Here is a 25,404-nt window from a genome sequence, read left to right as displayed (position 1 = left end):
GTCTTGATCAGACCGTTTTATGCTGCCACCGACCAATCTGCCGCATCCTGTCGGGCGCCGATGAGAGCAAGGCCGTTGGCCACTGATGTCAGTTCATTGCCGCCTGAAATCCGGTCAGCACCAAAACGGTCTGCGAACATCTTCCGCACCGCAGGCACGAAAGACGTGCCGCCGGTCATGAACACCCGGTCGATGTCGTCTTCGCTCAACTTGGCGCGTTCCAGTGTGCTGTCGAGTGCGCGATTCATCTTCAAGAGATCCGGAGCGATCCAGCTCTCAAAGTCCTTCCGCGCAACGCTTGCTTTGAAATCAGGGCCGAGTGGTTTGAAGGTAAGTTCGGCCTCTTCGTTTGCTGAAAGAAGTGCCTTTGTCTCCGAAACCGATTTGTAGAGCGGATAGCCTTGATCTTCTTCGACAAGCTCAATGAACAACTCGATCTGGTCTGGGTCGAGGCACCAGCGGAGCAGCTTTTTCATCTCCTTGAAATCATCGGATGTCTTGAAGATGGACAGCATGTGCCAGCGGGCAAAATTTGAAAAAAGGTTGGGTGGAATGTCCAGTGTCTTGCCCATGCTTTTGTATTGAGACCCTTTGCCGAGTTTCGGCAGTACGACGTTATCAATGATCCGGTAGTCAAAGGTGTCTCCCGCGATGCCTATGCCGCCACGCCCCAGCGGGTGCGCGTGCATGTGACCAGCTGAGGTCTCAAACCGCATGAGCGAATAGTCTGTGGTGCCGCCGCCAAGGTCCGCCACTAGAATGGTCGTATCCTGCTTGAGGGACTGAGCATAGGAAAATGCAGCGCCAACAGGTTCCATGACAAAAAGGATGTCGTCGTAGCCGAGTTTGCGGAAAGCTGAGCGATACCGCTTCATCGCGAGCTGTTCATCCGGATTGTGACCGGCGAACTCAACGGGCCGACCAACCACCAATCGGGTTTGAGACGGATTGATCTGAGGATGAGCGCGCTCAAAAGCGGCCGTCAAGAACGTCGCCATCAGGCTTTCAAAGTCAAACGGAACGCCAAAAATGCCCGTTCCTTTAAAGGCCGCGCTCGCCGCAAAGGTTTTAAGTGACTGAATGAAACGAACATCACCGAAACTTTCAAGGAACTGACGGATTGCCCAGGGGCCGACTTCAGGGTGGGGCGCTTTTGCGGCCCCCTTGTCGAGAAAGCTCAGGACGGATGGCAACGAGGTCACGGTTTCCCGGTCGCCGAGAAATGTTACCGCTTCTGCAGTCCCAGACGTGGAAGCTGTCATTGCCACGGTGTTCGATGTGCCGAAATCAAGTCCAATGGTTTGCATGAAAACGGTGTCCTTCTGAAACGCGTAATGAAGACCGATCGCGATAATGACGATCAGTTGCGCAGTCTTCGTGTCAGTAATGTGGGCCGTGCGGAGTACGCTTGTTTGATGCGAAAGGCAAGCGAGGCGTTAACACGTCAATCGGGCACTATGCAGGAGTTGGCGCCGCATAGGCTTTGGCTTTCTAAAAGCCAGTTCTGGTGAAGGATCAAAACATGATTACAACGCCAAAAAAGCCGAATAGATTCGAATATTCGAAATAATAATTGATTTATATTTTGAAATATTCAGAAAAGAACCCGAGAAAATTTTTAGCTAATGTGAATGTGATCGCTTTTGTTCGGGCGCGTTTACGAAGTTGTTCAAAATATTTCGCGTTAACTGAAATTTTTAGCCGTTTAATGGGTTGTTAAGGTTATAAAAGCCCTAACCGCATAGGGACGATGCGGCTCAAATTGGGACTAAGCGAAACCCGGCAGGGGGTAATCGTGTCGAATAACAAAGGAAAAAAATGTCTATCGCGTTCAACGAAGCGTACTACCTTGCGAACAATCCGGATGTAGCTGCCGCAGTCGATGCGGGCCTGTTCCAGTCCGCAGAAGAACACTACAACTTGTTCGGATGGTCAGAAGGGCGTGACCCAAACGAAAATTTCGATACATCGTTCTACCTGTCGGAAAATCCGGACGTGGCCGCCGCTGACGTCAATCCGCTGGACCATTTTTGGGCTTACGGCGCGGCTGAGGGACGCATCCCGAACCAAACAATTGATACATTGTTGGGCCAACCCGAGATTGGTGGTGGCGACGATGCCTTCGATTCAGCGACGTATCTTGCTGCCAATCCGGACGTACAGGCGGCTGTCGATGCCGGATCGTTCACGGCCTATCAGCATTGGGTGCTTTACGGTCAATTTGAGAACAGGGATGGCGCACAAACCTTAAGCGGGACGGATCTGTCGTCCGTAGTACTCGACACGCCTTTGGGGAGCGATGGCGATCCCGATGATGGTGATACTGGTGGCAGTACCGGCAGTGGCGGTGGCGGCGGAGGAGGCGGTGGCAGCAGCCCGACCGGCAATACGATCATTCTCGAAGCCGGAGCATCTGAAGTGTTGGTCGGCGGCGTGCCGGTGAATGCAACAAACTCCGCAACGGATTTGAACGACACGATTTACAGCACATTCGACAACGCGGATCTGAGTGTTATCGACGCCGGAGATGGTGAGGACACACTCATCATTACCGGCTTCAACACTTTCATAATCGACGATGTCCGGACGGACGACGCAACTGACGTGTCCGACCAACTTGATATGAGCTTGACCTCCGTTGAAAACATTATCTTTGAGGATGTGATCGGTGAGGTCGACATCGAGGATAAACACAACGGTGAAAACATAGAAGTTCAGGGCGAATCCGGTGCCTTGGAAGCTCTTACGAAAGCCGATGGCCAGACTTTTCTTGTCCAGAACACGGACGGAAGTTACTATTCCGAGATTTTTCTCTCAGACCATTCCAACCTATCCGTGACGCTTGGGGCGAGTGATGATTTGGTACATGATCTTCAAACGTCCGATGCCTATGTAGACTCCGGCGGCGGAGACGATGAAATTACCGTAATTTCTGAAGCAGCAGAAACCGCGACGATTATCGGCGGCGCTGGAAGTAAAGATGCACTGGTTATCAAAGCTGATATTGATGTCGACACACACTATGTCTTCACCAATGTGAGCGGCATCGAATACCTCGACATTTATGAGGACGATTCCAATTTGACATCAGTCGATCTTTTCGACGGCATCCGGGGTATCGGTATATTGTGCGATGGAATAGGAACAGAAGAAACTAGGGTCTACGGCACCGCAGACCAATGGAACAACATCTTCGAAAACTTTTTCCAAGACACAGGAAATGCAAAAACCCTCGTGCTGTCGGCTGAAGGGGACATCGATTTCACAAGATACGATGTTGATCTTTCCGGTCTGGGCGACGGTGGCAAAGGAGGCGTGTTGCTGTCTTCCGGGAACGATTCGCTGACCTTAGGCGCGGAGAATGCCTTTAATGTCGCCTTTGACGGCGGTCTGATTGATGGCGGCGATGGGAATGACACTCTTGTAATGGTCGATACACTGTTTGAAGCATTCGGTGTGAACGTAGTGGATCTGGATGCTGTCCGAAATTTTGAGACCATCGTTTTGGGAGGTGGTTCTCAGGAACTTGACATTATCGATGAGACCACAGCAGCGGGACAGACCACAACGATTGACGCATCTGGGTTGACCGGAGAATTGGTATTTGACGGCACGTTGGAGCTCGACGGGTCATTGATCCTCATTGGCTCAGACAGTGCTGACACTATGACCCTTGGCGGTGGCGAAGATGTTGTTCGCGTTTTGGAAGTTCAAGACGGCGCACCTGCCTTTGACGCAGACACGATCAACGGCTTTTCTGTCGGCATTAATGCCAGCTCCGGAGATGCGATGTCGTTCTCCATCGGAGACTTGGATGCAAGTGCCGGAGAATTAAGTCTCTCGACTATTAACAGTGTTGGAGCAAATTCCGATATTTCGGCGACGGTCGATCGGGGTGTCGTGTCGGTGTTGAATGTCGCCGTCGATGCAGGTCCTGTAGCTGATCCGGGCGAACACCATGTCATCAACCTCACCGAGACCGGTGCGGCAAGCTTCGCGGACGCAATCGGGACCGGGACCGTCAATGTGAACAATGGTGGGGCACTCACCGCAGACACAGCGGTCCTCATTACGTATTTTGATGCGGCCGAAAACTCGGCAATCGTCGGCTATATCGATGATCTTGGGATCAACAACCTCCTGGACGCCGCTGACACCGTCAACATAATTGCAAGTGTCGGTATGACGGCAGCAGATTATGCCAACTTCGCAGAGCACTCATTGATGTTTGCTTAGGCGGAAAATCGTTGCCCGTCAGGCACCCATGACCTGGCGGGCAAATTCCATTTTTTCTACATTGCAAAGCATGGAGGCCGTCATTGCCGCGGTGTTCGATGTGCCGAAATCAAGACCGATGGCGTTCATGAAAGCGGTGTCCTTTTGAAATGCGTATTCAAACCGATCGCGGCTATGGCGTGCCGCTGCGAAGTCTTCGTGTCAATGGTGTCGGCCGTGCAGGAAGTGCTTGTTTTATGCGAAAGGCAAGTCAAGAGCTCTGTCGTAAGACCGGTGGCCCGGTTCCTCAAAAACGCCATCACATTTCAGTTTAGGTCTCCGATGGAGGCAAAATCGGGCGGCGCGAAATCCTGCAATTCTTTATTGGCATTTGTACTGATTTAAGACTCTCTCTGGTACAAGAGCCCAGACCTTTTCCCGAAGGTGGTCTCAATAAACGGATGGAGGGAGCGCACCTGCCTTCGGTCGCTCAATGACAAATCGCATGAACGGATTTGTACATCAGCATAGGAATATCGATGCCTACGCATCAACTGAAGATGCGGTACCTGTTAGGGAACGTTGCCAACAGAGCCTTGAGGTTGAGCTGCGTGAGCTCTCCAAATGTGAGGATGTTTTAAGCGACTGGCTCCGTCTTTGTGACAGGGCGAAGGATCCAAACCCATACTATTGCCCATCCTTTTTATTCGCGAGTGCCGAACATCTGGTCCGCGGGCTTCAGTGCCACGTTGTTCTGGTTTGGGAAGGCAAGTTCCCCAGAACTCTTGTTGGCCTCTTTCCTGTCGCCATCAAAGGATTGCGGCACGGATACATCCAGCCAATCTGCGAATTGTGGAACGACTGCGTTACTGGGATCAGTGTGCCACTCATTTCCGGTGAGAACGTTGATGCGGTCTGGTCAAGCTTTTTGAAGTTTGTTTCCAATCATCCCAAGTTTCCGGACATCGTACATTGTCCGCAAATCTGCCCGCACAGCCACTCCGGGCAGGCTTTGCAATCACTGGGCCACTGCCAGGAGCTGATCAATGTTGTCGATGAGACCCATGAGCGGGCAATTGCAAGGCCTGTTGCCAGCTACAGGGCCTATGCCAAGCGTTGGTCCAAAAAACGCCAAGTCAACATCAGGACTGCAAAGCGGAAACTCACAGACCGGGGGACTCTCAGTCTTGAAACTGTTTATCCAGGCGAGAAGACCTTTTCCGACGACTTGGACGAGTTGCTGAGGCTGGAAGCATCGGGATGGAAGGGAAAACGAAGGACTGCGTTCAACAGCCGCCCGGAATCGAGAAAGTTTGCCCTAAATGCCTTCAATCCAGAGGGTCTGCCGAGTGCTGCGCAGTTGACGGTTTTGCGTTTTAATGGACAGATTATTGCCGGTCTGTTCAACCTGACATCGCAGGGGCATGTTTTTGGGGTGCGATCCGGTTTTGACGAAGCCTATTCAGCCTTCAGCCCGGGCATTCTTGCCTACGTCGGGTTGCTTGAACATCTTCTGGAATATGACGGGCATCGTGAACTCGATTCCTGCACTGACGGATCCCATCTGCTCAACAAGTACTGGCTCGAACGCAAGACAATTGAGGGCGTCTATGTTACCGCCGAAGTTGAGAGCGGGGCCAGACGCATCGAACGCGTTTTGTCCCTTAGGAATGCTGTCAAACGGGGGCGCGACCACTGTGAGGTTCTTTTGAACCGCATGCGCCAAAAAGGCTAAAGCGGTTGGCAGGCCAAAGTGCGAAGAAAATACTGCAACTGATCCGGCGGTTCTCAGAACGGTTTGGAGCGATCGGAACAAGCGCTGAGTTACATAAAGCTGCGCTCATTGCGCTTGCAGTGAAAATCGCGGCAGCAGCCCTTGGATTTGGAAGCCAGATATTGCTCGCTCAGATCCTTGGTGCGCAGCAGTATGGTCTTTATTCCTACTTCTGGGTCTGGATCATGATCGGTGGTTTGGTCACCAGCTTCGGGCTCGGTGAGGCAGCCATGCGGTTTATTGCCGAATACCGGGACACCGATCGGCCAGGCTTGGCGTGGGGTTACATCTGGAACGCCCTTGCTCTTACCCTGATTGTCGCCACAAGTCTGTCTGCTCTCGGCCTTGGGTGGATGGCCGTTTTTCATGGAGCCCTGCCGGAAGGCTATCGGTTGTTGCTTGTACTGGCATTGTTATGCCTGCCGTTGATGGCTCTGCAGGAATTGATGGAAGGTTATGCTTTGTCTTTTTCCTGGACGGGGCTTGGCCACATCCCGCCTTACGTCCTGCGCCAGGCCCTGATCATGATCTTTGCGGTTGGTGTTGTGTTTGCTGGAATGTCAGCAACGGCATCCACGGCACTTTTGTGCGTATTGATGGCTCTGCTGGTGTCGGCAGGGATCCAGACATTACTTTTTTTCCGAAGAGCAAGAAGTGTTCTCCCGGCGGACCCGGTTCAGACCGCAAGAAAGCAGTGGTTGAAGACGGCGTTTCCGATGTTGCTTGCCAGCGGTTTCCAGCTTTGCCTGACTTTTAGTGACATCATACTCTTGGGTCTGTTTTTGGACAGTTTCGCGGTCGCGCTATATTTCGCGGCAACACGGATCACATCCCAGATCTCTGCTGTTCAATTTGCGGTTCTGAGCGCTGTCGCTCAAAAAATGGCATCCTTCAAGGCGACAGACAATCCAGAAGCCTTGCACGCGCTGATCCGCAATTCGGTCCAATGGATATTTTGGCCGACGCTGGCGATTACCCTGGGTATTCTCGCAATTGGATGGCCGCTTCTTTGGCTTTTCGGCCCGGAATTCCCGGCAGCCTATTCCCTTTTGCCTATCCTGGCGGCAGGGATCCTGGCCCGTGCAAGCACGGGAGGGGCAGAGGACGTTTTAAAGATGGTGGGTCACGAGTACGCCGAGTTTCGGGCGAAGGGCGTATCTACCGGGCTCAATCTTGCGCTCAATGTCTGTCTCATACCATGGCTTGGTATGCATGGGGCAGCGCTTGCAACAACCCTGTCTCTGATTGCGTATTCGGTGATGATAGAGCTGGCCGTGCGACGGTACGTAGGGACGTCCTCTTTCATCGGAACCCTGAACAAAATCTGACGCGCCATTGGTTGTTACCGTGGCTCCAAGGAAAAACGGTTTAACGCGGCAATTGTCATGAGAGAATGGCGGACAGAGAGGGATTCGAACCCTCGATACGGTTGCCCGTATACACGCGTTCCAGGCGTGCGCCTTCAGCCACTCGGCCACCTGTCCGTTGCAAGCAGTGTCCCGCTTGAGTGGGCGCAATATACTGATGCGGCGGATGAAGGCAAGCACCTGACGAAGTTTTTTTTATCCAATTTGCCGGCGGTTGGGGAAAGCCGGTTTGAACGCAGTGAAATGTTTGAATTTATGCCGAAAACTGCCAGTTTCATGATTTGAGTTCAGACACAATAGCGGGGTTATACCCGCTGTAAAAAGCCGTTGATCTAACGCGTCCGGGATTTTGTCTTCGAGGTGATTTGACCGATACCCACTGAGAGTGTCCCGTTAACTTGAGCTCATTAGAGATTAGTGCGGGCCGCGCGGTCAGTGGTGAAGCGGAATACACAAAAGTGTTAGCTGACAATACTTGATCAAGAAATTAACGATAATATCTAGAGCTTGTTCACATTTTGAGCGGGTTTCTCTCTCGTAGTGCGCAAGATTAAGTCCAAAAAAGTGGAACGGAAACAGCAGAAATAGTCACATAACGGTGCGGCAATGATTGGTATTGTGAAGTTTTTATTACGCGTGTCAGGTTTTGGTTTGCTTGCAATTGCGATCCTTGTCGGTATTGCGGACGCCAGCCGTTCGATTGCGGAATCGGAAGTTATGCTCAAACCGCTTGGACAACTTTGGTTCGAAATGTCTCCGGAAACGCTAAACCTGTCTCAGGCAGTGATTCAGCGGTATGTCCATCCAGCGGTTTGGGATCCGATGCTTCAAACAGTATTGACGTGGCCGGCATGGGCCGTCTTTGCAGGTGTCGGGGTGCTGTTTTTGCTTTTGGGGGGACGGCGGCAAAAACGGCGTTTTCGCTATGCTTGAACTTTCAAGCTGCGTAGGCAGCGTCCAGCGTTAAGCCTCCCCATAGACAAGCGACAAAATAGGTCCACATAATCAGTCAATCGGTCGTCATTTGCACCTCCTCGAGGATGCCGACATGATGCTGTTCAGAACCTGGAGCTTGAAAATGTCTTTCATGACAATGCTGAGTAAAAAATTCTCTTTGCCGACGTCTGCGGAGGCGCTTCCAGGCCGCCAAGAGGCCATCGTGCCGGGAGAGGCGCATTTTGTGAACGGGAAATCGATGGTGGGCCCCTATCCGGAAGGGTTGGAAACCGTTCTTTTCGGGATGGGGTGCTTCTGGGGTGCTGAACGCTTGTTTTGGACGCTGCCCGGTGTTCATGTGACAGCGGTCGGATATGCGGGCGGGATCACGCCAAATCCTACCTACCATGAAACCTGCACAGGCCGGACAGGACATACAGAAGCTGTACTGGTTGTATACGATCCCGCTCAGATCAGCTTTGGGGATCTTTTGAAGGTTTTCTGGGAAAATCACGACCCGACCCAGGGTATGAGGCAGGGAAATGATACCGGTACCCAGTACCGTTCGGCGGTTTATGTGCCGGCGGAGGCGGCGCTGGAAGAGGCAAAGGCGTCCATGGCAGCGTATCAGGAGGCGCTTCGTGAAAGCGGCATCAACAACGCGATCACGACGGAAATCAAAAATCTCGACGAGTTCTATTTCGCCGAAGACTACCATCAACAGTATCTTGCGAAGAATCCCGGAGGATATTGCGGTATCGGCGGGACGGGTGTTGCGTGTCCGGTTGGTCTTTCCACCTACAACTAGTGTAAACAGCTTGATCAAGACGGATATTCTGGGGCTATTGTCGAGCAATTCGGCGCTTGGTCCCAAGATATTTTATTGTTACACGGCCTAACAGAATTGTCGGGCCGTTTTCAATTACCGGAATACAATTATTGGTTGATTTGCGCAGTTTGTTCAGCCTGCCAACAAAGTTCCGAAATTTCAGATTTTATTAAATTGCCGCAAGGATAATTACGCCAAAACGTATTGGTGATTTGGCGAGAAATTGAGCAACTCCACAAAGCGATTTGTGGCTCTGTATTTCCTGGGCAGCTGTTTGATCGTGCTTCTCGGGACATCGGTGCCATCTGGGAACGGTCCGGTGGTCGTTTTTGCGAAGCCATGGGGCGCATCCGCCCTTGAGGTTGTCGCGAAAGCGGAAGGCCGAATCATGGCGGCGCCAACTGCAACCTGGTTCGTCTTGAGCCAAAGCGCAGACAGTGATTTTGTTCAGCGCCTTTATCGATCGGGCGCCGGGTTCGTTGCGTCCTCTGCTGTTGCTTATGCCTGTGCACGAATAACTGGCACACCCATGGAGACCTTGTAATGAATAACATGGTAGCGGTCGCTTCTGGCCTGGATGTTTTGCGGGAAAAGTTCGCCCGGATCGTGATCTACTTCACGTGGTTTAACGTCTTTCTGGTCATGGGGACCTCTTGGGCGGTCGGAAGTGTCTCCTTTGTGACCATGTGCGGCGGTGCACTTCTGCTGGGCGTTGCGGCAACAGCCACATGGATCAAGTTTGGTATCGGCGTAGAAACACGATTGGCAACCGCCATGTCGCTCGCAGGCCTCGTGGCTCTGTTCGTAGCAGCACTTCACACACCAAACGTCGAAGCCTCCTACCAACTTGACGGGCACATGTATTTCTTTGCCGTTCTGGCGGTGTTGACGGGTTGGGTCGATTGGCGCGCTCTAGTGGCCTACGCAGGCGTAGTCGCCGTGCACCACCTGGGTCTGAACTTTGCACTGCCTTGGGCGGTGTTTCCGGCGGGGGCTGATTTCGGCCGGGTGGTCTTCCATGCCATTATCGTTGTTGCCGAGGTGGCTGCGCTTTGGTGGATCACAGATTTCATCGCAAAGGCATTCGCAGCATCGGATGAAGCTCGCGAGGAAGCCGAAGCCGCGCAAGCCGAAACCCTATCTCTGCAAACGCAGGACGAGCAACGCGCCGAAGTTGAGCGTGCCAAGCAGGTCGCAGTAACCGAGCGTATCGGGCAGTTCCAGTCCGAGATTGCTGCCAAACTGAACGGTGTAACTGCTAAAGTGGAAGAAATGCGCGGTTCAGCGCAGGAGCTTGGTCAGATTTCGGAAGACACAACAGTTCGCGCCACCTCTGTTTCTGATGCCTCCGAGACGGCTTCGTCCAATGTTCAGACGGTGGCTTCGGCGGCGGAAGAGTTGAGCAGTTCGATCAGCGAAATTTCGCGTCAGGTTGAACAAACAACCGGTATCGTAATGAAGGCGACGGAAAACGCACAGACCAGCAACCAGAAAGTTGCCGGGCTCGCGGAAGCTGCGAACCGGATTGGCGAGGTTGTGACCCTCATTCAGGCGATCGCTGAGCAAACAAACTTGCTGGCGCTCAATGCTACGATCGAGGCCGCACGTGCTGGCGAGGCGGGCAAGGGCTTTGCTGTTGTTGCGGCTGAAGTCAAGGAACTGGCAACTCAGACGTCCAAAGCAACGGAAGAAATCGGCGCCCAGATTTCCGCCATCCAGGAGGAAACCAAAGGTGCCGTTGAATCCATCGGGGCCATCGCGTCCACAATGGATGAGGTTAACAGCTACACTGCGGCCATCGCGGCCGCGGTTGAGCAGCAAGGTGGCGCTACACAAGAGATTTCGCGCAATGTTGCGGAAGCTGCAGACGGCACCGGCCGGGTGGCGACCAACATTGGCGATGTTCGAGAATCGGCAGAACGTACGGGCGCTTCGGCGCGCTTGATGGTTGATGCAACCCAGATGCTCAACGAAGAAGCTGATGATGTGAAGCGCGCGATTGATACCTTCTTGAAGGACGTTGCCGCGGCCTAAACCGCAACGGACTAATTTGGTCTGACTGCAGCGGCTTATATCCAGTTGCGAGTGAAACAATTAGATGGCCGGCAAAGAGTTTTGCCGGTCATTTTCGTATTTCCGGGACGAAAGACTTGACCACATGACGCATGAGTGCAATGTGCCGCCTCTTATGGACCGTTAGCCTTCGCTCAGTTCGGTCTAATTGACGGCATAAACCACCCTCTCGAACCTCGGCGTCAGCAGATGTCAACGCGCACTATGAAAACCGGATCAGTCTTGCTGCTCGACGTTTTGAAGCGCCGGACGGCGACCCTGTTCGAAGCGCCGGTCGACGTGGTGAGCTGCGCGCGTTTGGAAGAGGTCGACGGCTGTCTAAGGCAGATGGAGCGTGCGCAAAAGGACGGATACCATTGTGCTGGTTATCTGGCGTATGAACTCGGGTTTGCCTTTGAGGAAAAACTAAAAAAGCGCTTTGAAGAAACCGGCGAGCCGCTTCTATGGTTTGGCCTGTATGAAGAGCGCCAGGATCTCACTCTCGATGAGGCTTTTGACGTCCTGAACGCGGACACCGCGGATGCTCCGCGAAGCTTCAACAAGCCATCTTTCGATATGGCGATCGAAGACTACGAACGTGCGTTTGCACAGGTCCAGGATCACCTTTCAAAAGGCGATATCTATCAGGTCAATCTGACGCTTCGGGCCAAATTCGACCATCAAGGCGCCCCGGCGCTCTTGTTCCAGGACCTTTTGAAACGCCAGCCGGTGGAGTTTGCAGCTTATTTGAAGCTGGAAGACCAGACCGTATTGTCATTGTCTCCGGAGCTCTTCTTGGAGCGCACAGGGACCACGCTGCGGACACGGCCCATGAAAGGCACAGAGCCGCGCGGCAGGTTCGCATCTGAAGATGCCCGCATTGCACGAGACCTTGCTCAGGATCCCAAGCAGCGATCTGAGAACATCATGATCGTTGACCTGATGCGCAATGATCTTTCCAGAATTGCAGAAACAGGATCCGTCAAGGTCACGAAACTATGCGATGTTGAGCGGTATCAGAGCGTCCAGCAGATGACGTCGACCATCGAGGCTCAGGTTCCGGCGACAACCGGATTTTCCGATATCGTCCGGCATCTGTTTCCGTGTGGTTCCATCACAGGCGCACCCAAACTAAGCGCCATGCAGATCGCTCATAACCTGGAAACGGCACCGCGCGGGGTTTACACCGGTTCGATCGGATTTCTCGCACCAACTGGTGATTTCTGCTTGAACGTGGCGATCCGCACACTGGTTCTGCGGCAAGATGGAACGGGAGAAATTGGGACCGGATCCGGCGTTGTGTTTGATTCCAAGGCTCAGCACGAATACGACGAATGTGCTTTGAAATTGAAATTCATGACGGAAGATCTGCCCGAGTTCGATCTCATCGAGACCATGGCGTATGATCCAGACGTTGGGTACCTGCTGCTTGAGCGTCATATGCAGCGGCTGCAAAAGTCCTCAGAATACTTTGGGTTTCAGTTTGACCTGCAAACCGTTCTCGATCGTCTGGAGACCGCCGGCGAAATCTATCGCGGCCCGCAGCGTGTCCGGCTGTTGTTGAGCCGTTCAGGCGGCATTTCCATCTCTACAACGGAGTTGCCGCCGGCGGACCGCGGATCTGTTTTTAATTTGGTGCTCGCAACAGAAACCACGCGCTCCAGTGATCGGTTCCTCTATCACAAGACGACCAACCGGTCCTTCTACGACGAGACCCGCACCCGGTATCAAGCCGAAACAGGGTGCCAGGAAGTTATTTTCTTGAATGAAGGCGGCTATCTCACGGAAGGGTCCTATACAACACTGTTCCTCAAGGTCGACGGCAAGCTGCTGACACCGGCGCTGGAACACGGCGTATTACCAGGAACCTTTCGTGAGGGGGTGCTGGAGGCCGGTTATGCCGTTGAGGCCGATCTGACTCCGGAAGATTTGGAAAGAGCCGAGGCGGTGTTTGTCGGAAACTCTGTCCGCGGTTTGGTCAGAGCTCGCATGATTGCAGCCGAGAAAATCGAACCGTCATCGCCGGCACTTGAGGGCATTCCGGTGCAAGAGACGCGGCGCTTGGGATAATTCTGCTGTCAGCCTGATGCTGCTGATACATCCCACGGGATAACGTCGAGCTCAGGCCATAGCGCCTTCATTCGTGCCGCCTTCTCCGCGTAGGTTTCCGGATTGGGTTGGCTGTAGTTTGGGACCAGCCGCATCGCGAAAATGTTAGCAAGTCCAAATGGGGCGCGAATGCAAATCTGACCGTCTTTGCCGAGTTGCGCAGCAACGGCATGGGTACGAGCAGCGTAAGTCGTAAGCGAATCCATCGCACAGTCGAGCGGCCTGTAGGGCCTTCCGAATCTCTGTTCATACCAGAGATGGACACGGGCCTGATTGCGGACTTCTACGAGTTCTCCAAGGTCCGGAAGTGCGGACTGCACCTGTTGGATCACCGCATCCTCACCTTCGTAAGAAAGGTCGCGTGCATCGAAATAGATGACGTCATAGTCCTTAATTCCGTGATCTAAAGGACGGTCTGTGATGACGTTCCAGATGGTCTGGTAAATGCCGCCCGATACAAGCCAGCCATCGCGAATCTGGAGGTCCCTGATGCATCGGAGAATATCCATAACACGCGGTATTTCCTGAAGAATATCGGCCAACGCTTCGACGCGCTCGAGCTCCGTTGTTTCGGCAATATCCGCAAGAAGACAAAAGTCTCTTGTGCACGTTTCGGAAGGGAGCATGCGATGTCCTTACGCGAGAAAGGCATCCATCGTTAGGCGATTCTCGCCTGCCTGTCTTCACGCAGGCTTGTGCGCGCCAGCTACCAAACCTGCTTTTACGCAGTGGCAGAGCGGTTAAAATTGACGCGGTGTTTCAACTTGATCTGATTGGCCACGGCGCCAATGTTGTTTCATCTTGATTTTGAGGAGGCGCCTATGGCACGGCAATTCAGAAGTAAATCTAAGCGGTTTTGGTCCGGGGCCGTTCCCGCAGTAACAGCGTTGGTCGCAACAGCAATCCTGACCCTTCCGGCAGATGCACAGAGCCGGCGCACGAATTCTACATCATTGACTTGCGCGCAAGCGCAATCTTTGATTGCTCAGCGCGGCGCTGTGCTGATGAACACCGGTCCGAACACATTTGACCGTTACGTCAATGATCGTGGGTCTTGTCAGGTCAACGAGTATGCGAAAACCGACTTCATTCCTACGAAGGACAAAAAGAAGTGCGCGGTGAAACGCTGCGAAAGCATTACACCATTCTCTGTTCCGTAAGACTGGAGCCAAACAATTTGCGCTGCCGCTACAACCTACGTGCGGCAGCGCGATAATTGTTAGCCGCGCAGCGTGCCGCCGGTGGCTTTCTCGACGTTGGCGATCACCTTCTTGGCAACCGCGTCGATTTCTTCATCCGTCAGCGTCTTTTTGCGGGGTTGGAGAACAACGTCGATCGCAACAGACTTTTGCCCTTCTGGAACACCGGCCCCTTCGTAGATATCGAAGAGTGTAATGTCTTCGATGAGGCTCTTGTCGGCCCCGCGGGCAGCCTTGAGGATCTTGTCGGCGGTGACCGCGCTATCTACGAGGAACGCAAAATCGCGGCGAACCGGCATCAAATCGGAAGCATTCAGGGACCCCTTGGAGCGGCCTGCCTTGGCTTTTGGCTGCGGCAAAGCATCAAGATGGATTTCGAAAGCAACGAGCGGCCCTTCGATGTCCATCTTCTGCAAAATGCGCGGATGGACTTCACCGAACACGGCAAGCGTGTTCTTTGGACCAAGCTTCAAACACCCGGAGCGGCCAGGGTGAAATGTATCCGGAGCATCGGTGAATACCTGGAGTTTGTCGACTGGCGCGCCAATTGCAGCCAGCGCCGCTTCCGCGTCCGCTTTGGCATCAAAGACATCAACTGCGGCTGATGTGCCAGACCAATGGCGTCCGCTTCCAGACATCTTTGCGGTTCCACGGCGCACGCCAGCAGCCACGATCTTCTGTCCCTCTGGGGCATCGGATTCGAAGACCTGGCCGATTTCGAAGAGGGCAACATCACCATAGCCGCGATCGGCATTGCGCTGCGCTGCCATGAAAAGGCCAGGCAGCAGGCTCGGACGCATGTCTGACATCTCGGGTGAGATCGGATTGGCCAAAGCGAGCGTTTCGTTGCCGCCACCGAACAGAACGGCATGGTCTTTCGGAATGAAGGACCATGTAACGGATTCATTGAACCCGCGTGCGGCCAAGGCACGGCGCGCCTTGTTGCGGCGGATCTGACTTGGTGTCAGCACGGTCTTGGCGACAGTGCCCAGGCGTGGCAGAGGCGTTGACGGGACACGATCCAGGCCGACGATCCGGGTCACTTCTTCAACCAGATCGGCCTTGCCTTCAATATCCGGGCGCCAGCTCGGTGCGGCCACTTTGACCGTGTCTCCGGATCCGGAAATCCAGAAACCAAGGGCTTTCAAGGTGACATTTGCCTCAGCTGGTGTGAGGTCGATACCAGACAGCCGTTTGATTTCGGAATATGGGAAGTCGATGATGTTGGTGCTGTCTGGGATGTCACCGGTGCGAATGGCTTCGGACGGCTCACCTCCGCACAGGTCCAGCACCATGCGGGTCGCGTACTCGAGACCAGGCATCATGTAGTCCGGATCGACACCGCGCTCAAAGCGGTAGCGGGCATCTGTATTGACGCCCAGTTTCCGGCCGGTGGCCGCAATATCATCCTCGTCCCAAAGCGCAGACTCGATCAGTACATTGACAGTTTCCTCAGTACAGCCGGAAGGTTCGCCGCCCAGGATGCCCCCAAGGCTTTCCACGCCATTGTCATCCGCAATCACGCAAACTGTGCCGTCGACTTCATAGGATTTTGCATTGAGGCCGTCGATCTTTTCGCCAGTTTTGCCCCGGCGCACAACAAGGTTGCCGTGCACTTTGTCCGCATCGAAAACGTGAAGCGGGCGACCCTGGTCGAAGGTGATGTAGTTGGTGATGTCGACCAAGATGTTGATCGGCCGCAAGCCGATCGCCACCAGGCGGTCCTGAAGCCACTGTGGTGACGGGCCGTTCTTGACGCCTTTGACCATCCGCAGACCGAAAGCCTTGCACATTGGCTTGGTGTCGCCGAAGTCGAATGTCACGTCGACGGGGCAGGGGTAAGCGCCGCGGATCTGCTCGTGAGACCGTTCTTTTAGTTTTCCGAGCCCAGCTGCCGCCAGATCGCGCGCTATGCCATAAACGCCGGTACAATCCGGACGGTTCGGCGTCAGGCCGATCTCGATCACAGGTTCGTCCAGGCCTGCCCATTCGGCATAGTTCACACCAACAGGGGCATCGTCTGGCAAATCGATGATGCCGTCATGTTCGTCGGACAGCTCCAACTCGCGCTCCGAGCACATCATCCCGAAGCTTTCCACATCGCGGATCTTGCCGACGGATAGCGTAACATCCAGGCCGGGTACATAGTCGCCAGGTTTTCCAAGAACACCGACGAGGCCTGCACGGGCGTTGGGCGCACCGCAGACAACCTGAACCGGGTCGCCGTCCCCGGTATCGACCTTCAAGACGCGCAGACGGTCTGCGTTCGGATGTTGTTCGGCTTCCAGGACTTTCGCGATCTTGAAAGGCTTGAGGCGGTCGGCGCGGTTCGTAACCTCTTCCACCTCCAGGCCGATCATGTTCAAGCGGTCCAAGATGTCCTCAAGGCTGGCATCCGTGTCCAGATAGTCCTTGAGCCAGGACAGAGTGAATTTCATAACAAGTCTCTTTATCAATCATGCGGCGCAGGCCGCGAATTTTGTTCAAGAAGCGCTTACTGGCTAAAGCGGTCCACTTCCGGGATAACCGTTGCTTCGCCGTAGTTCTCCGCAAACCGGCGCCCGATTGCGGACAGGTCGCGTGTCCAGTCGGTTACCATTGCCGGTGTGATTTGCTGACCAGTTGCGATCGATTGGGCTGCTTCCGTTTCGATCCGGTCACGCAAAATGCCAAGCTCGACTTGCGCAGCGTATTCGGCCCGATACTTACCGAGCCAGCCCATGGCAACGATGATCACCATCACAAGCAAAGCGGCTGTGCTGGTCAGGCTTGCCCACTTTGCAGTGCCGCCAATACGGCGTTCACTCGCAATCAGCACGATCGAGGCGATCGTCAGGAACGCCACGATATAGATCGCTTGCAGAAAGCTCTCGTACTTATCGGCAGAACTGGTTTCGTGAGAAGCCCGCAGACGTGTGATCCGGTCTCTGAGGTACAGCAGCGCGTCAGCTTCAGTTCCGAGCTTGTCGCGAAAATAGGTGTCACAGAAACGAAGTCGGCCACGTTCTTCGATCTTCTCGGCACAGGCCTCCAGGAACGACGTGGGTGCAGCGACGCGCGCGTCACGATCAGACGTTTGGCTTTCTGTCTGTGCGGCCGCCGGCAGAAGGCTTGCGACAATCAAAACAGTTGCGACACAAAGACGGGTCAGGACTGACATGAAGAATGCCCCTTTAAAGATCCCAATTTAGCTGGACAGCCCGCCGAACAAGGTCGGCAAGTCGAGTGGCCGGAAACCGTAGTGCTGGATCCAGCGGACATCTGCGTCGAAGAAGGCGCGCAGATCGGGCATACCGTATTTCAGCATGGCGATCCGGTCGATTCCCATGCCCCAGGCAAAACCCTGGTAAACGTCTGGGTCCAGTCCGCAGTTGCGGATCACGTTCGGATGCACCATGCCGCAGCCGAGGATTTCTAGCCAATCATCGCCCTGGCCGATTTTGACTTCGCCGCCGGACCGGTCGCACTGGATGTCGATTTCCATGGACGGTTCGGTGAACGGGAAGAAACTCGGGCGCAAGCGCATTTTGATGTCGTCGACTTCGAAAAACGCCTTGCAGAATTCTTCCAGAATCCACTTCAGGTGACCGAGGTGGCTTTCCTTGTCGATCACGAGGCCTTCGACCTGGTGGAACATTGGCGTATGCGTTTGATCGCTGTCACAGCGGTAGGTCCGGCCGGGAATGATCACACGGATCGGCGGTTCCTCGGTGCGCATGGTGCGGATCTGAACCGGCGATGTGTGGGTTCTCAAAAGCAGGCGCTCACCGTCGTCCTTTTCATTGAAGAAGAAGGTATCGTGCATTTCCCTTGCAGGGTGGCCTTCCGGAAAATTGAGAGCCGTGAAATTGAGTTCATCCGTCTCAATGTCCGGACCTTCCGCAATCGAAAAGCCCATATCGGCGAAAATTGCGGTCAGTTCGTCGATGACCTGGCTAACCGGGTGAATGCGTCCGGTGTCGGTCGGGGACGGCCGCATCGGCAATGTGACATCGACTGTCTCGCTTGCCAGCCGGGCTTCCAGCGCGGCTTCCGCAAGGACGTCTTTGCGGGTTGCGACGGCATCAGTGATTTTCGCCTTGAGGCCATTCAGCGCCGGGCCCATCACCTGGCGTTCTTCCGGCGTCATCTTACCGAGCGTCTTCATTTGCTCAGAGATGCTGCCCTTCTTGCCAAGCGCGGCGACCCGCACTTCTTCCAGGGCGGATTCGGAGCCGGCGTTTTCAATGGCTGCGAGGAGTTCAGATTCTAGAGTATCGAGATTGGACATGCGTGCTCAGGTCGGTTCGCGCGCGGTGCGCGGTGTCTTCGAAACAGAAAGTCGGGGTCTTTTAGCGAATAATGGCGCACAATGCCACGGCTTCAAACGCATTATTGCGGGAGCCCCAAGGATGACGTTCGCGCTGGAGAAATCTGGCGCGTCAGCGCGTAAATCGCCCGCAAGCGGGACCCTGGCACTCGGCAAACCGCCGCCTCCCCGATGCGTCGGCAATCGGAGCGCATAAATGCCAAGCAGATGCGTCTGTGTGGACCAGATAAATCATGCGATCAGCATAAGCGGATGCTTGATCAAAACAAGAAGAAACGTAAGCGGGGGATCAGTCGGGGTCCTGGCGTTGCGCCGGGGCCACATCGCTTCCCTTGGGGCGGCCAATCGATCGCTGCAATTCGCTCGTAAGCCAGGAGCCGAATGCATCCTTTGCTCGTGTCCGAGGCACATTCTTGCCGCTGATCAGCCAATAGCCGAGACCCGTGGCTGGCCGTTCAGGAAACGGTGCGATCACCTGCCCGGAATTGACGGCGTAAACGGCTAATGTTTCCCATGCGAGGAAAACCCCTTGGCCCGCGATTGCAGCGTCCATGCATAAAGAGCCGTCGGAAAAACTGGGGCCATCCTGCAGTATGCTTTCGTCAAGGTCAAAGAGGTCCAACCAGGTCTTCCAGGTAAACATCTGGCCGGGGTCGCGAATAATGGGCAGCTTGCCAATGTCTTCAGGGCGTTTGATCTGTTCCGCCAGCGCAGGGCTGCAGACCGGGAAGACCCGTTGATTGAGTAGTTTTTCCGCATTCACGCCCGGGTAGGGGCCGTTGCCCACGCGGATGCAAAGATCGACATCACTTGTGTTCGGGTCCACGAGATCGACGGTTGCTTCCACGCGGACCCGAATGCCCGGGTGCATTTTGTTGAAGTGTTTCAGATGCCAGACGAGCCACTTACCGGCGAAAACCGGCGCGACAGAAATCGTCAATGAATCCTCGCGCCCGCGCTGGGTAATCGCAACGGCCGTTGAGAGGGAGGACATGCCGGACGTCAGATGGGGCTGCATTGCCTGAAGATGCGGGGTGGGAACGAGCAGTCTGTTCTTCCGCTCAAACAGCTGAACGCCCAACTGGGCTTCTGTTTTCTGGATCTGCTGGCTGACCGCTCCGACGGTCACGCCCAGCAGGTCTGCTGCCGCTTTGACAGAGCCCAGGCGCCCGGCCGCTTCCACAGCGCGTAGGCCTGACAAATGCACCTGATTGAGTGTTTTCATATTAGAAAATCTAAACTGAAAATCAGAATAAGTCAATTTTTAAATGGGAAACATGCGCCTATATATAGTCATGCTAAATTCAAAAATTAAGGAATTTGGCCATGAGAAAAACAACAAGAAGGAAAATAATGATCATGTTGAATTTGTTCAAACGCCGTCATTTGACTGCTCAATCTGGAAACAGCCTTGACCGCCGCGACCCGCTGGCGCACCCGGCAATCCAGCGCATGAGTCCGCGTGAACTGGCAGATCTGCCGTTTAACCGGCGCTAAGCCAACCGGCCGGTTTTCGAACCGGCCTCAAGACTTCTGATCGGCCATGGCCGGTCGGCAACAACGGGAAAAATAGAAAACGGCGCCGCGGTAGATACCCGGCGCCGTTTCTGTATTTATTCTATAGAATTGGAAATGGATCCGCTCACTCATCCATCTTAAGGGCTTGAATGAACGCTTCTTGCGGGATTTCCACCTTGCCGAACTGGCGCATCTTTTTCTTACCCGCCTTCTGCTTTTCCAGAAGCTTCCGCTTACGCGTCGCATCACCACCATAACATTTGGCGGTCACATCCTTGCGCAGCGCAGACAGGGTTTCACGGGCAATGACCTTGCCGCCGATGGCCGCCTGGATCGGAATCTTGAACATGTGCCGTGGGATTAGCTCTTTTAGCTTCTCCACCATCGCCCGGCCGCGGCGCTCAGCTTGCGAGCGGTGAACCAGAACGGACAAGGCATCGACGGGTTCTTCATTGACGAGGATCGACATCTTGACGAGATCGCCCGCGCGATAGTCTGAGATCTGGTAGTCGAAGGACGCGTAGCCCTTGGAGATCGACTTGAGCCGATCGTAGAAATCAAAGACCACTTCGTTGAGCGGCAGATCGTAAGCAACCAGCGCACGGCTGCCCACATAGGAAAGATCCACCTGGATGCCGCGCCGTTCTTGGCACAGTTTCAAAATTCCGCCGAGATATTCGTCCGGCGTCATAATGGACGCGCGGATCCACGGTTCCCGAATTTCAGAGATCTTCACCACTTCCGGCATGTCGGCCGGGTTATGCAGATCAATGTCGGTGCCGTCCGTCATGGTCATTTCGTAGACCACTGATGGCGCTGTCGCGATCAGATCGAGATTAAACTCACGGGACAGACGTTCCTGAATGATCTCAAGGTGCAAGAGGCCGAGGAAACCGCACCGGAAGCCAAAGCCGAGCGCTGCCGATGTTTCCATTTCATAGGAGAAGCTGGCGTCATTGAGACGAAGCTTGCCCATCGCCGCCCGCAGGTCTTCAAAGTCGTTGGCATCAACGGGGAAGAGGCCGCAGAAGACCACCGGCTGGGCAGGTTTGAAGCCGGGAAGTGCTTCGGTGCAAGGTTTCTTTTCAAGGGTGATGGTGTCGCCGACGCGTGTGTCGGCCACTTCCTTGATGGACCCGGTGATCACACCGATCTCGCCGGCCTTCAGTTCGTCAACCTGCATGAATTTCGGTGTCATGACACCGACCCGGTCGACGTCATAGGCAGCGCCAGTGCCCATCATCTTGATCTTCTGGCCCCTTTTGAGCGAGCCATTGATCACGCGCACCAGAACCATCACGCCGAGATAGGTGTCATACCAGCTGTCAACCAGCATCGCCTTCAGCGTGTCGTCCGGGTCACCTTGCGGGGCTGGCAGTTTTTCGACGATTGCTTCCAGAACCGTTTCGACACCGAGCCCGGTCTTGGCCGAAATCATGCAAGCTTCAGACGCGTCGATACCGATCACATCCTCGATTTGCTCCTGGATCCGTTCCGGCTCTGCCGCTGGCAGGTCGACCTTGTTCAGGACCGGAACGATTTCGTGGTCGTTGTCGATTGCCTGATAAACGTTTGCAAGGGTCTGCGCTTCCACACCCTGGGAGGCATCGACCACAAGCAAGGAGCCTTCACAGGCCGCCAGCGAGCGAGACACTTCGTAGGCAAAGTCCACGTGACCCGGGGTGTCGATCAGGTTCAGGATATACTGCTGCCCGTCCTTGGCATCGTAGATCAGCCGCACGGTCTGCGCCTTGATTGTGATGCCGCGCTCACGCTCGATGTCCATCGAATCGAGGAGCTGCTCGGTCATTTCCCGATCGGTCACGGTGCCTGTCATCTGGATCAGCCGGTCAGCAAGGGTCGATTTGCCGTGATCGATGTGGGCAACGATTGAGAAATTGCGGATGTTGGAAAGCGTCTTCGTCGTCATGGCGCCCATTTACCACCGCAATCCCGTTTCTACCAGAGGATTGCGGCGCGTTACTGCGGAAAAGCGAAGGAATAATTATGCTGGATTCTGTTTTCAGGCTCGGCACTTCGTTTAAGGTGCGCGTATTGGCCGCGGATGCCTGACATTATTGCGTAATTTCCGCTCGACCAGTACGATCAGGCACGAAACATGTGGCCGTCGGTATTCTGCCGTGCGCCTTTACAAAAAAGATGATCGTTTTATGCCGCTCAGAGATGCCGAGCCGGGCGATATACCGGCGATTCTTGCGCTTTATAATCAGGCCGTCCGGGAAACAACAGCGGCTTGGACGTCACAAGAAGAAACTCTGGATGAGCGCATTACCTGGTTCGAAACGCGTCAGAACGCAGGCTGGCCGGTCATCGTCGCGATCAGCCCGGAAGACAAAGTGATTGGCTTTGCCAGCTATGGAGCGTTTCGCCCGCGTGAAGGATATCGCAAGACCCTCGAACACACAGTCTATGTTGATCCCAAGTTCCAAGGGCAGGGGATCGGCGCAAAGCTTTTGCAACAGCTCATCGATAAGGCGCAGACACAAGAGGTGCATGTGCTTGTTGGTGTGGTCGATGGAGACAACGCCGCATCAATTGCTCTTCACAAGAAGCTTGGATTTCAAGTCGCCGGCAGGTTGCCGGAGGCTGGAACAAAGTTTGGTCGCTGGCTTGATCTGGTCTTCTTGACGAAAATCGTCACGCCCGGCTTCGATAGTCCTGACGTGTGAAGGGGAGCATTCTGCCCCTATCAGTTCGCAGTCAGAACACTTTGACAGGCCGTTGGTAACGCTGCCAGGGCCATTGGGCGTTTCTTGACGATTTTCGGTTTTTCACCGGCTTTGGGCGGGTTTTTTGGAACCCAAGGCTCATCTGAGAGCCAGTAGGTCAGGTGGTCACCGCATCCATCGCCCGGCGGCGGCGGGTTTTGGTTTTTGCAGCCGCCGTTTCCTGACGGGCAGGAGAGCCGCACATGGAAGTGGTAATGATGTCCCCACCATGGGCGCACCTTGCGAAGCCAGGCCCGGTCTCTGCTGGTTTCAAACTCGCATAGTGCCTTTTTGATGGTCGGGTTCACGAAGATCCGGGCAACACGTTTGTCTGATGCAGCGCGCCGGATCAGCCGTGCATGTATATCGGTCCATTTCTTCGGATCGACGCTGCGGTCCGCCCCTTTCACATCAAGGCGGCCTTTCAGCATTGAGATTGCCGAAATCTGTTCCCGCTCTTCGGGTGTCAGCCGCCGTTGCGGCATCTCGGTCAGCCAGATATCGGCATCCAGACCAATCTGGTGGCTGGCATGTCCCGACACCATGGGGCCACCGCGCGGCTGTGCAAGGTCACCCACGAGAAGTCCGTTCCAGCCTAGGCCCGGTGCGTCCTTGGCAAGGTCTTTAAGAAAATCGATTAACTCCGGATGGCCCCAGTTGCGATTGCGTGACAAGCGCATTGCTTGCCAAGTCGGTCCATCGGTCGGCAGCATGGCCCCGCCGGCAAGACATCCCTTTGCATAAGAGCCAATGGCACGGGCTTTCAAAGGGGCTGGACCGTTCACATAGCCAAAATAGTCCTTGGCGGGCTGACTGCCACGCAACACGAGTTTGGGCTTGGACGGTTGATACCCCTCCGGTACGGCCCGCTTTTCAGCCGGGATTGGAATCCCGGCGACCTTCTGGACCGCTGAAGCCGCCGGTGGATTGACCGTGCCGGGTTTTGCAGACGGAACGGGTTCTGCCGCAACAGCTATCAAAGGCACCAAGGGCAGCGCGCCAAAAGCAAAGACGATTGCCTTAAGTGTGGTTTTCTTCAGGCTTGCGAAGTTGCGATGCGTCACGGCGGACCTCATGCTCTGTGGCCGAAACCAAGTGCACAAAGATGCTGGCTCCTGAGGTTTCGGGCGGCCTTTTATGCAGCATGCCCCAAAACGGCATCGCTGGCATCTTTTTCGCGCGTTTCCACGTGATCCTTCAACAGATCTGCAAGGTTATCCAGAAGCACGGTATTGTCGCGGATCATGCGATCGGCCGCACCGTTCAAGGTCAAAATGTTGCCCGGTCGTGCGTTGTCGAAGTCTTCAGCGCTCGCCTCAAGCTCCCCTTCGATCCGGTGATAGGTGACATTGGGCAACTCATTGAACAAGTGGGTCGCCTGATAGGACGCTGTCTGTGTTTGGCCATCGGAGAAGATGGAAAGGATAGGCACGCCCTTTGACGGCTGCATCCAACCAAGAGCTCCCCAACCAACGGCCTCCTGGTAGGAGAAGGTTCGTTCCTGAGCCCGTCCCGTCCCGAGTGAAATGATGACCAGTTCTTCAGTATCCCAACCCAGTTTGCGCGCTTCCAGATAGGCCGCAATGGTCGGGTCGTTCATGAAGACGCCGCCGTCCACCATGGGTTCTTCGCGCTTGCGGGTCAGGTTTTCGATTTTTGCCGGTTCGAAGTAGGAGGGGGCTGCGGTTGTCGCCCGTACGGCCTGCCAGAAATAATAATCGTCAGGCCGGCTGCCGTTTTGCTCCAGTCCATTGGTCATGAAAACGGCTTTGCGCTGCTCAATGTCGTAGGCGGTGAGAACCAGCTTGCACAGGCCGCTTGCCATGGAGGTCCACCCGAATTGCTCCTTCAGGATCTTTTCGAGAGGACGGGCATCATACGTTTCATCGAACAGACCAAGTGGATTGGTGAATGCACGGGCAAGGCGTGCACTTAGCGAATATGAAAAAACCTCGCGGGCATCGCGCTCATAAAATGTCCTAAGTTCTGAGATCGTTGCTGCGGCTTCCCCCTTGTTGCCGCCAGGCCTCGGGGCGGAGAGACCGGCTGCAATCAAACCGCCGGTCGAGGTGCCGGCCATGAGATCGAAGAGCTCGTGCATCGGCTGCGTGACGCCACGGTGCACGAGGCGGCTCTCCAGGGACTCCAGAATGCGCAACGGGATCAGACCCCGGACACCACCACCATCTATGGAGAGTATGAAGCGCTTCTTCTGGGTCATGAAAAATCCCCTTGTTCAATTGATGGGTTTCCAGTCGATCTGCCGTAACGTCGTCTGAATGCCTTGTTATACCAAAATCAATTATTTGACGGGAATTGCGTCACAGCAATGGCAGTTGGTGAGATTCAGCCGCAAAATGCCGACAT

At 54.7% G+C, this 25,404-nt stretch carries 20 protein-coding genes and 1 tRNA gene; 11 read left to right on the top strand and 10 right to left on the bottom strand.

The annotated features are described in order from the left end of the window. Positions 1–17 precede the first annotated feature (17 nt). Positions 18–1,307 (bottom strand): Hsp70 family protein, encoded by a 1,290-nt coding sequence (locus ACQY4Z_RS09420; protein WP_428528688.1) that lies wholly within the window; start codon positions 1,305–1,307, stop codon positions 18–20. A 511-nt stretch (positions 1,308–1,818) separates the two neighbouring features. Here ACQY4Z_RS09420 and ACQY4Z_RS09415 point away from each other — a divergent pair. From ACQY4Z_RS09415 to ACQY4Z_RS09405, 3 genes are all read left to right on the top strand, one after another. Continuing rightward, the gene (locus ACQY4Z_RS09415) at positions 1,819–4,236 is read left to right on the top strand and encodes a hypothetical protein (RefSeq protein WP_428528686.1); all 2,418 of its coding nucleotides are present in this window, start codon (positions 1,819–1,821) and stop codon (positions 4,234–4,236) included. A gap of 484 nt (positions 4,237–4,720) precedes the next feature. Further along, positions 4,721–5,950: a GNAT family N-acetyltransferase gene (locus ACQY4Z_RS09410; RefSeq protein WP_428528684.1), complete on the top strand. Its 1,230-nt coding sequence runs from the start codon at positions 4,721–4,723 to the stop codon at positions 5,948–5,950. A gap of 5 nt (positions 5,951–5,955) precedes the next feature. Further along, the gene (locus tag ACQY4Z_RS09405) at positions 5,956–7,317 is read left to right on the top strand and encodes a polysaccharide biosynthesis C-terminal domain-containing protein (protein WP_428528682.1); all 1,362 of its coding nucleotides are present in this window, start codon (positions 5,956–5,958) and stop codon (positions 7,315–7,317) included. 66 nt (positions 7,318–7,383) lie between these two features. Here the strand turns inward: ACQY4Z_RS09405 and ACQY4Z_RS09400 are convergent. Then, positions 7,384–7,473 (bottom strand) — tRNA-Ser (locus ACQY4Z_RS09400). A 489-nt stretch (positions 7,474–7,962) separates the two neighbouring features. Here ACQY4Z_RS09400 and ACQY4Z_RS09395 point away from each other — a divergent pair. From ACQY4Z_RS09395 to pabB, 5 genes are all read left to right on the top strand, one after another. Next, positions 7,963–8,289 (top strand): hypothetical protein, encoded by a 327-nt coding sequence (locus tag ACQY4Z_RS09395; protein ID WP_428528680.1) that lies wholly within the window; start codon positions 7,963–7,965, stop codon positions 8,287–8,289. Between the two features lie 145 nt (positions 8,290–8,434). After that, the gene (gene msrA / locus ACQY4Z_RS09390) at positions 8,435–9,100 is read left to right on the top strand and encodes a peptide-methionine (S)-S-oxide reductase MsrA (RefSeq protein ID WP_428528678.1); all 666 of its coding nucleotides are present in this window, start codon (positions 8,435–8,437) and stop codon (positions 9,098–9,100) included. Between the two features lie 244 nt (positions 9,101–9,344). Continuing rightward, positions 9,345–9,665 carry a hypothetical protein gene (locus ACQY4Z_RS09385; RefSeq protein WP_428528676.1) on the top strand — a complete coding sequence of 107 codons (321 nt, stop codon included), beginning with the start codon at positions 9,345–9,347 and terminating at the stop codon, positions 9,663–9,665. Further along, the gene (locus tag ACQY4Z_RS09380; RefSeq protein WP_428528674.1) at positions 9,665–11,155 is read left to right on the top strand and encodes a methyl-accepting chemotaxis protein; all 1,491 of its coding nucleotides are present in this window, start codon (positions 9,665–9,667) and stop codon (positions 11,153–11,155) included. Before ACQY4Z_RS09385 ends, ACQY4Z_RS09380 begins: the two co-directional genes overlap by 1 nt. Before the next feature lie 228 nt (positions 11,156–11,383). Beyond that, the gene (pabB, locus tag ACQY4Z_RS09375; RefSeq protein WP_428528672.1) at positions 11,384–13,243 is read left to right on the top strand and encodes an aminodeoxychorismate synthase component I; all 1,860 of its coding nucleotides are present in this window, start codon (positions 11,384–11,386) and stop codon (positions 13,241–13,243) included. Between the two features lie 8 nt (positions 13,244–13,251). Here pabB and ACQY4Z_RS09370 read toward each other — a convergent pair whose 3' ends face one another. Then, positions 13,252–13,908 carry a nucleotidyltransferase family protein gene (locus ACQY4Z_RS09370; RefSeq protein WP_428528670.1) on the bottom strand — a complete coding sequence of 219 codons (657 nt, stop codon included), beginning with the start codon at positions 13,906–13,908 and terminating at the stop codon, positions 13,252–13,254. A gap of 195 nt (positions 13,909–14,103) precedes the next feature. Between ACQY4Z_RS09370 and ACQY4Z_RS09365 the strand changes: the two genes are divergently transcribed. Next, positions 14,104–14,442, top strand: coding sequence for a hypothetical protein (locus tag ACQY4Z_RS09365; protein WP_428528668.1), 339 nt, complete (start codon positions 14,104–14,106; stop codon positions 14,440–14,442). Between the two features lie 59 nt (positions 14,443–14,501). Here the strand turns inward: ACQY4Z_RS09365 and pheT are convergent, their stop codons facing one another. From pheT to ACQY4Z_RS09345, 4 genes are all read right to left on the bottom strand, one after another. Next, positions 14,502–16,919, bottom strand: a complete 2,418-nt coding sequence (pheT, locus tag ACQY4Z_RS09360) for a phenylalanine--tRNA ligase subunit beta (protein WP_428528666.1) — start codon at positions 16,917–16,919, stop codon at positions 14,502–14,504. Between the two features lie 56 nt (positions 16,920–16,975). Further along, complete coding sequence (locus ACQY4Z_RS09355) at positions 16,976–17,641, bottom strand: phenylalanyl-tRNA synthetase subunit alpha (protein WP_428528664.1); 666 nt, start codon at positions 17,639–17,641, stop codon at positions 16,976–16,978. 27 nt (positions 17,642–17,668) lie between these two features. Continuing rightward, positions 17,669–18,751: a phenylalanine--tRNA ligase subunit alpha gene (gene pheS, locus ACQY4Z_RS09350; RefSeq protein ID WP_428528662.1), complete on the bottom strand. Its 1,083-nt coding sequence runs from the start codon at positions 18,749–18,751 to the stop codon at positions 17,669–17,671. A gap of 328 nt (positions 18,752–19,079) precedes the next feature. Then, positions 19,080–20,015 carry a LysR substrate-binding domain-containing protein gene (locus ACQY4Z_RS09345; protein WP_428528660.1) on the bottom strand — a complete coding sequence of 312 codons (936 nt, stop codon included), beginning with the start codon at positions 20,013–20,015 and terminating at the stop codon, positions 19,080–19,082. A 101-nt stretch (positions 20,016–20,116) separates the two neighbouring features. Between ACQY4Z_RS09345 and ACQY4Z_RS09340 the strand changes: the two genes are divergently transcribed. Next, on the top strand, positions 20,117–20,287 hold the full coding sequence (locus ACQY4Z_RS09340) for a hypothetical protein (RefSeq protein ID WP_409685964.1): 171 nt from the start codon (positions 20,117–20,119) through the stop codon (positions 20,285–20,287). Between the two features lie 145 nt (positions 20,288–20,432). Here the strand turns inward: ACQY4Z_RS09340 and lepA are convergent, their stop codons facing one another. Continuing rightward, on the bottom strand, positions 20,433–22,238 hold the full coding sequence (lepA, locus tag ACQY4Z_RS09335; RefSeq protein ID WP_209172353.1) for a translation elongation factor 4: 1,806 nt from the start codon (positions 22,236–22,238) through the stop codon (positions 20,433–20,435). Positions 22,239–22,479: 241 nt separating this feature from the next. Between lepA and ACQY4Z_RS09330 the strand changes: the two genes are divergently transcribed. Beyond that, positions 22,480–22,998 carry an N-acetyltransferase family protein gene (locus ACQY4Z_RS09330; protein ID WP_428528658.1) on the top strand — a complete coding sequence of 173 codons (519 nt, stop codon included), beginning with the start codon at positions 22,480–22,482 and terminating at the stop codon, positions 22,996–22,998. 20 nt (positions 22,999–23,018) lie between these two features. On the opposite strand, the gene mepA is transcribed toward ACQY4Z_RS09330, so the two are convergent. Both mepA and ACQY4Z_RS09320 read right to left on the bottom strand, forming a co-directional pair. Beyond that, positions 23,019–24,023 (bottom strand): penicillin-insensitive murein endopeptidase, encoded by a 1,005-nt coding sequence (mepA, locus tag ACQY4Z_RS09325; protein ID WP_428529496.1) that lies wholly within the window; start codon positions 24,021–24,023, stop codon positions 23,019–23,021. Between the two features lie 149 nt (positions 24,024–24,172). Then, positions 24,173–25,258 (bottom strand): patatin-like phospholipase family protein, encoded by a 1,086-nt coding sequence (locus tag ACQY4Z_RS09320; RefSeq protein ID WP_306148200.1) that lies wholly within the window; start codon positions 25,256–25,258, stop codon positions 24,173–24,175. Positions 25,259–25,404 lie beyond the last annotated feature (146 nt).

The organism is Roseibium sp., from assembly GCF_965276855.1.
Taxonomy (GTDB): Bacteria; Pseudomonadota; Alphaproteobacteria; order Rhizobiales; family Stappiaceae; genus Roseibium.
Note: the sequence above shows the minus strand (reverse complement) of the source record. Positions and strands in the feature narration are given on the sequence as shown.

Coding starts and splice junctions, on each gene's coding strand:
- ACQY4Z_RS09320 (WP_306148200.1), bottom strand. CDS start 25,258: ATGACCCAGAAGAAGCGCTTCATACTCTCCATAGATGGTGGTGGTGTC.
- ACQY4Z_RS09345 (WP_428528660.1), bottom strand. CDS start 20,015: ATGAAAACACTCAATCAGGTGCATTTGTCAGGCCTACGCGCTGTGGAA.
- pheT (WP_428528666.1), bottom strand. CDS start 16,919: ATGAAATTCACTCTGTCCTGGCTCAAGGACTATCTGGACACGGATGCC.
- ACQY4Z_RS09420 (WP_428528688.1), bottom strand. CDS start 1,307: ATGCAAACCATTGGACTTGATTTCGGCACATCGAACACCGTGGCAATG.
- ACQY4Z_RS09395 (WP_428528680.1), top strand. CDS start 7,963: ATGATTGGTATTGTGAAGTTTTTATTACGCGTGTCAGGTTTTGGTTTG.
- ACQY4Z_RS09365 (WP_428528668.1), top strand. CDS start 14,104: ATGGCACGGCAATTCAGAAGTAAATCTAAGCGGTTTTGGTCCGGGGCC.
- ACQY4Z_RS09415 (WP_428528686.1), top strand. CDS start 1,819: ATGTCTATCGCGTTCAACGAAGCGTACTACCTTGCGAACAATCCGGAT.
- ACQY4Z_RS09410 (WP_428528684.1), top strand. CDS start 4,721: ATGAACGGATTTGTACATCAGCATAGGAATATCGATGCCTACGCATCA.
- ACQY4Z_RS09370 (WP_428528670.1), bottom strand. CDS start 13,908: ATGCTCCCTTCCGAAACGTGCACAAGAGACTTTTGTCTTCTTGCGGAT.
- ACQY4Z_RS09330 (WP_428528658.1), top strand. CDS start 22,480: ATGCCGCTCAGAGATGCCGAGCCGGGCGATATACCGGCGATTCTTGCG.
- pabB (WP_428528672.1), top strand. CDS start 11,384: ATGTCAACGCGCACTATGAAAACCGGATCAGTCTTGCTGCTCGACGTT.
- ACQY4Z_RS09340 (WP_409685964.1), top strand. CDS start 20,117: ATGAGAAAAACAACAAGAAGGAAAATAATGATCATGTTGAATTTGTTC.
- lepA (WP_209172353.1), bottom strand. CDS start 22,238: ATGACGACGAAGACGCTTTCCAACATCCGCAATTTCTCAATCGTTGCC.
- pheS (WP_428528662.1), bottom strand. CDS start 18,751: ATGTCCAATCTCGATACTCTAGAATCTGAACTCCTCGCAGCCATTGAA.
- ACQY4Z_RS09355 (WP_428528664.1), bottom strand. CDS start 17,641: ATGTCAGTCCTGACCCGTCTTTGTGTCGCAACTGTTTTGATTGTCGCA.
- ACQY4Z_RS09380 (WP_428528674.1), top strand. CDS start 9,665: ATGAATAACATGGTAGCGGTCGCTTCTGGCCTGGATGTTTTGCGGGAA.
- msrA (WP_428528678.1), top strand. CDS start 8,435: ATGTCTTTCATGACAATGCTGAGTAAAAAATTCTCTTTGCCGACGTCT.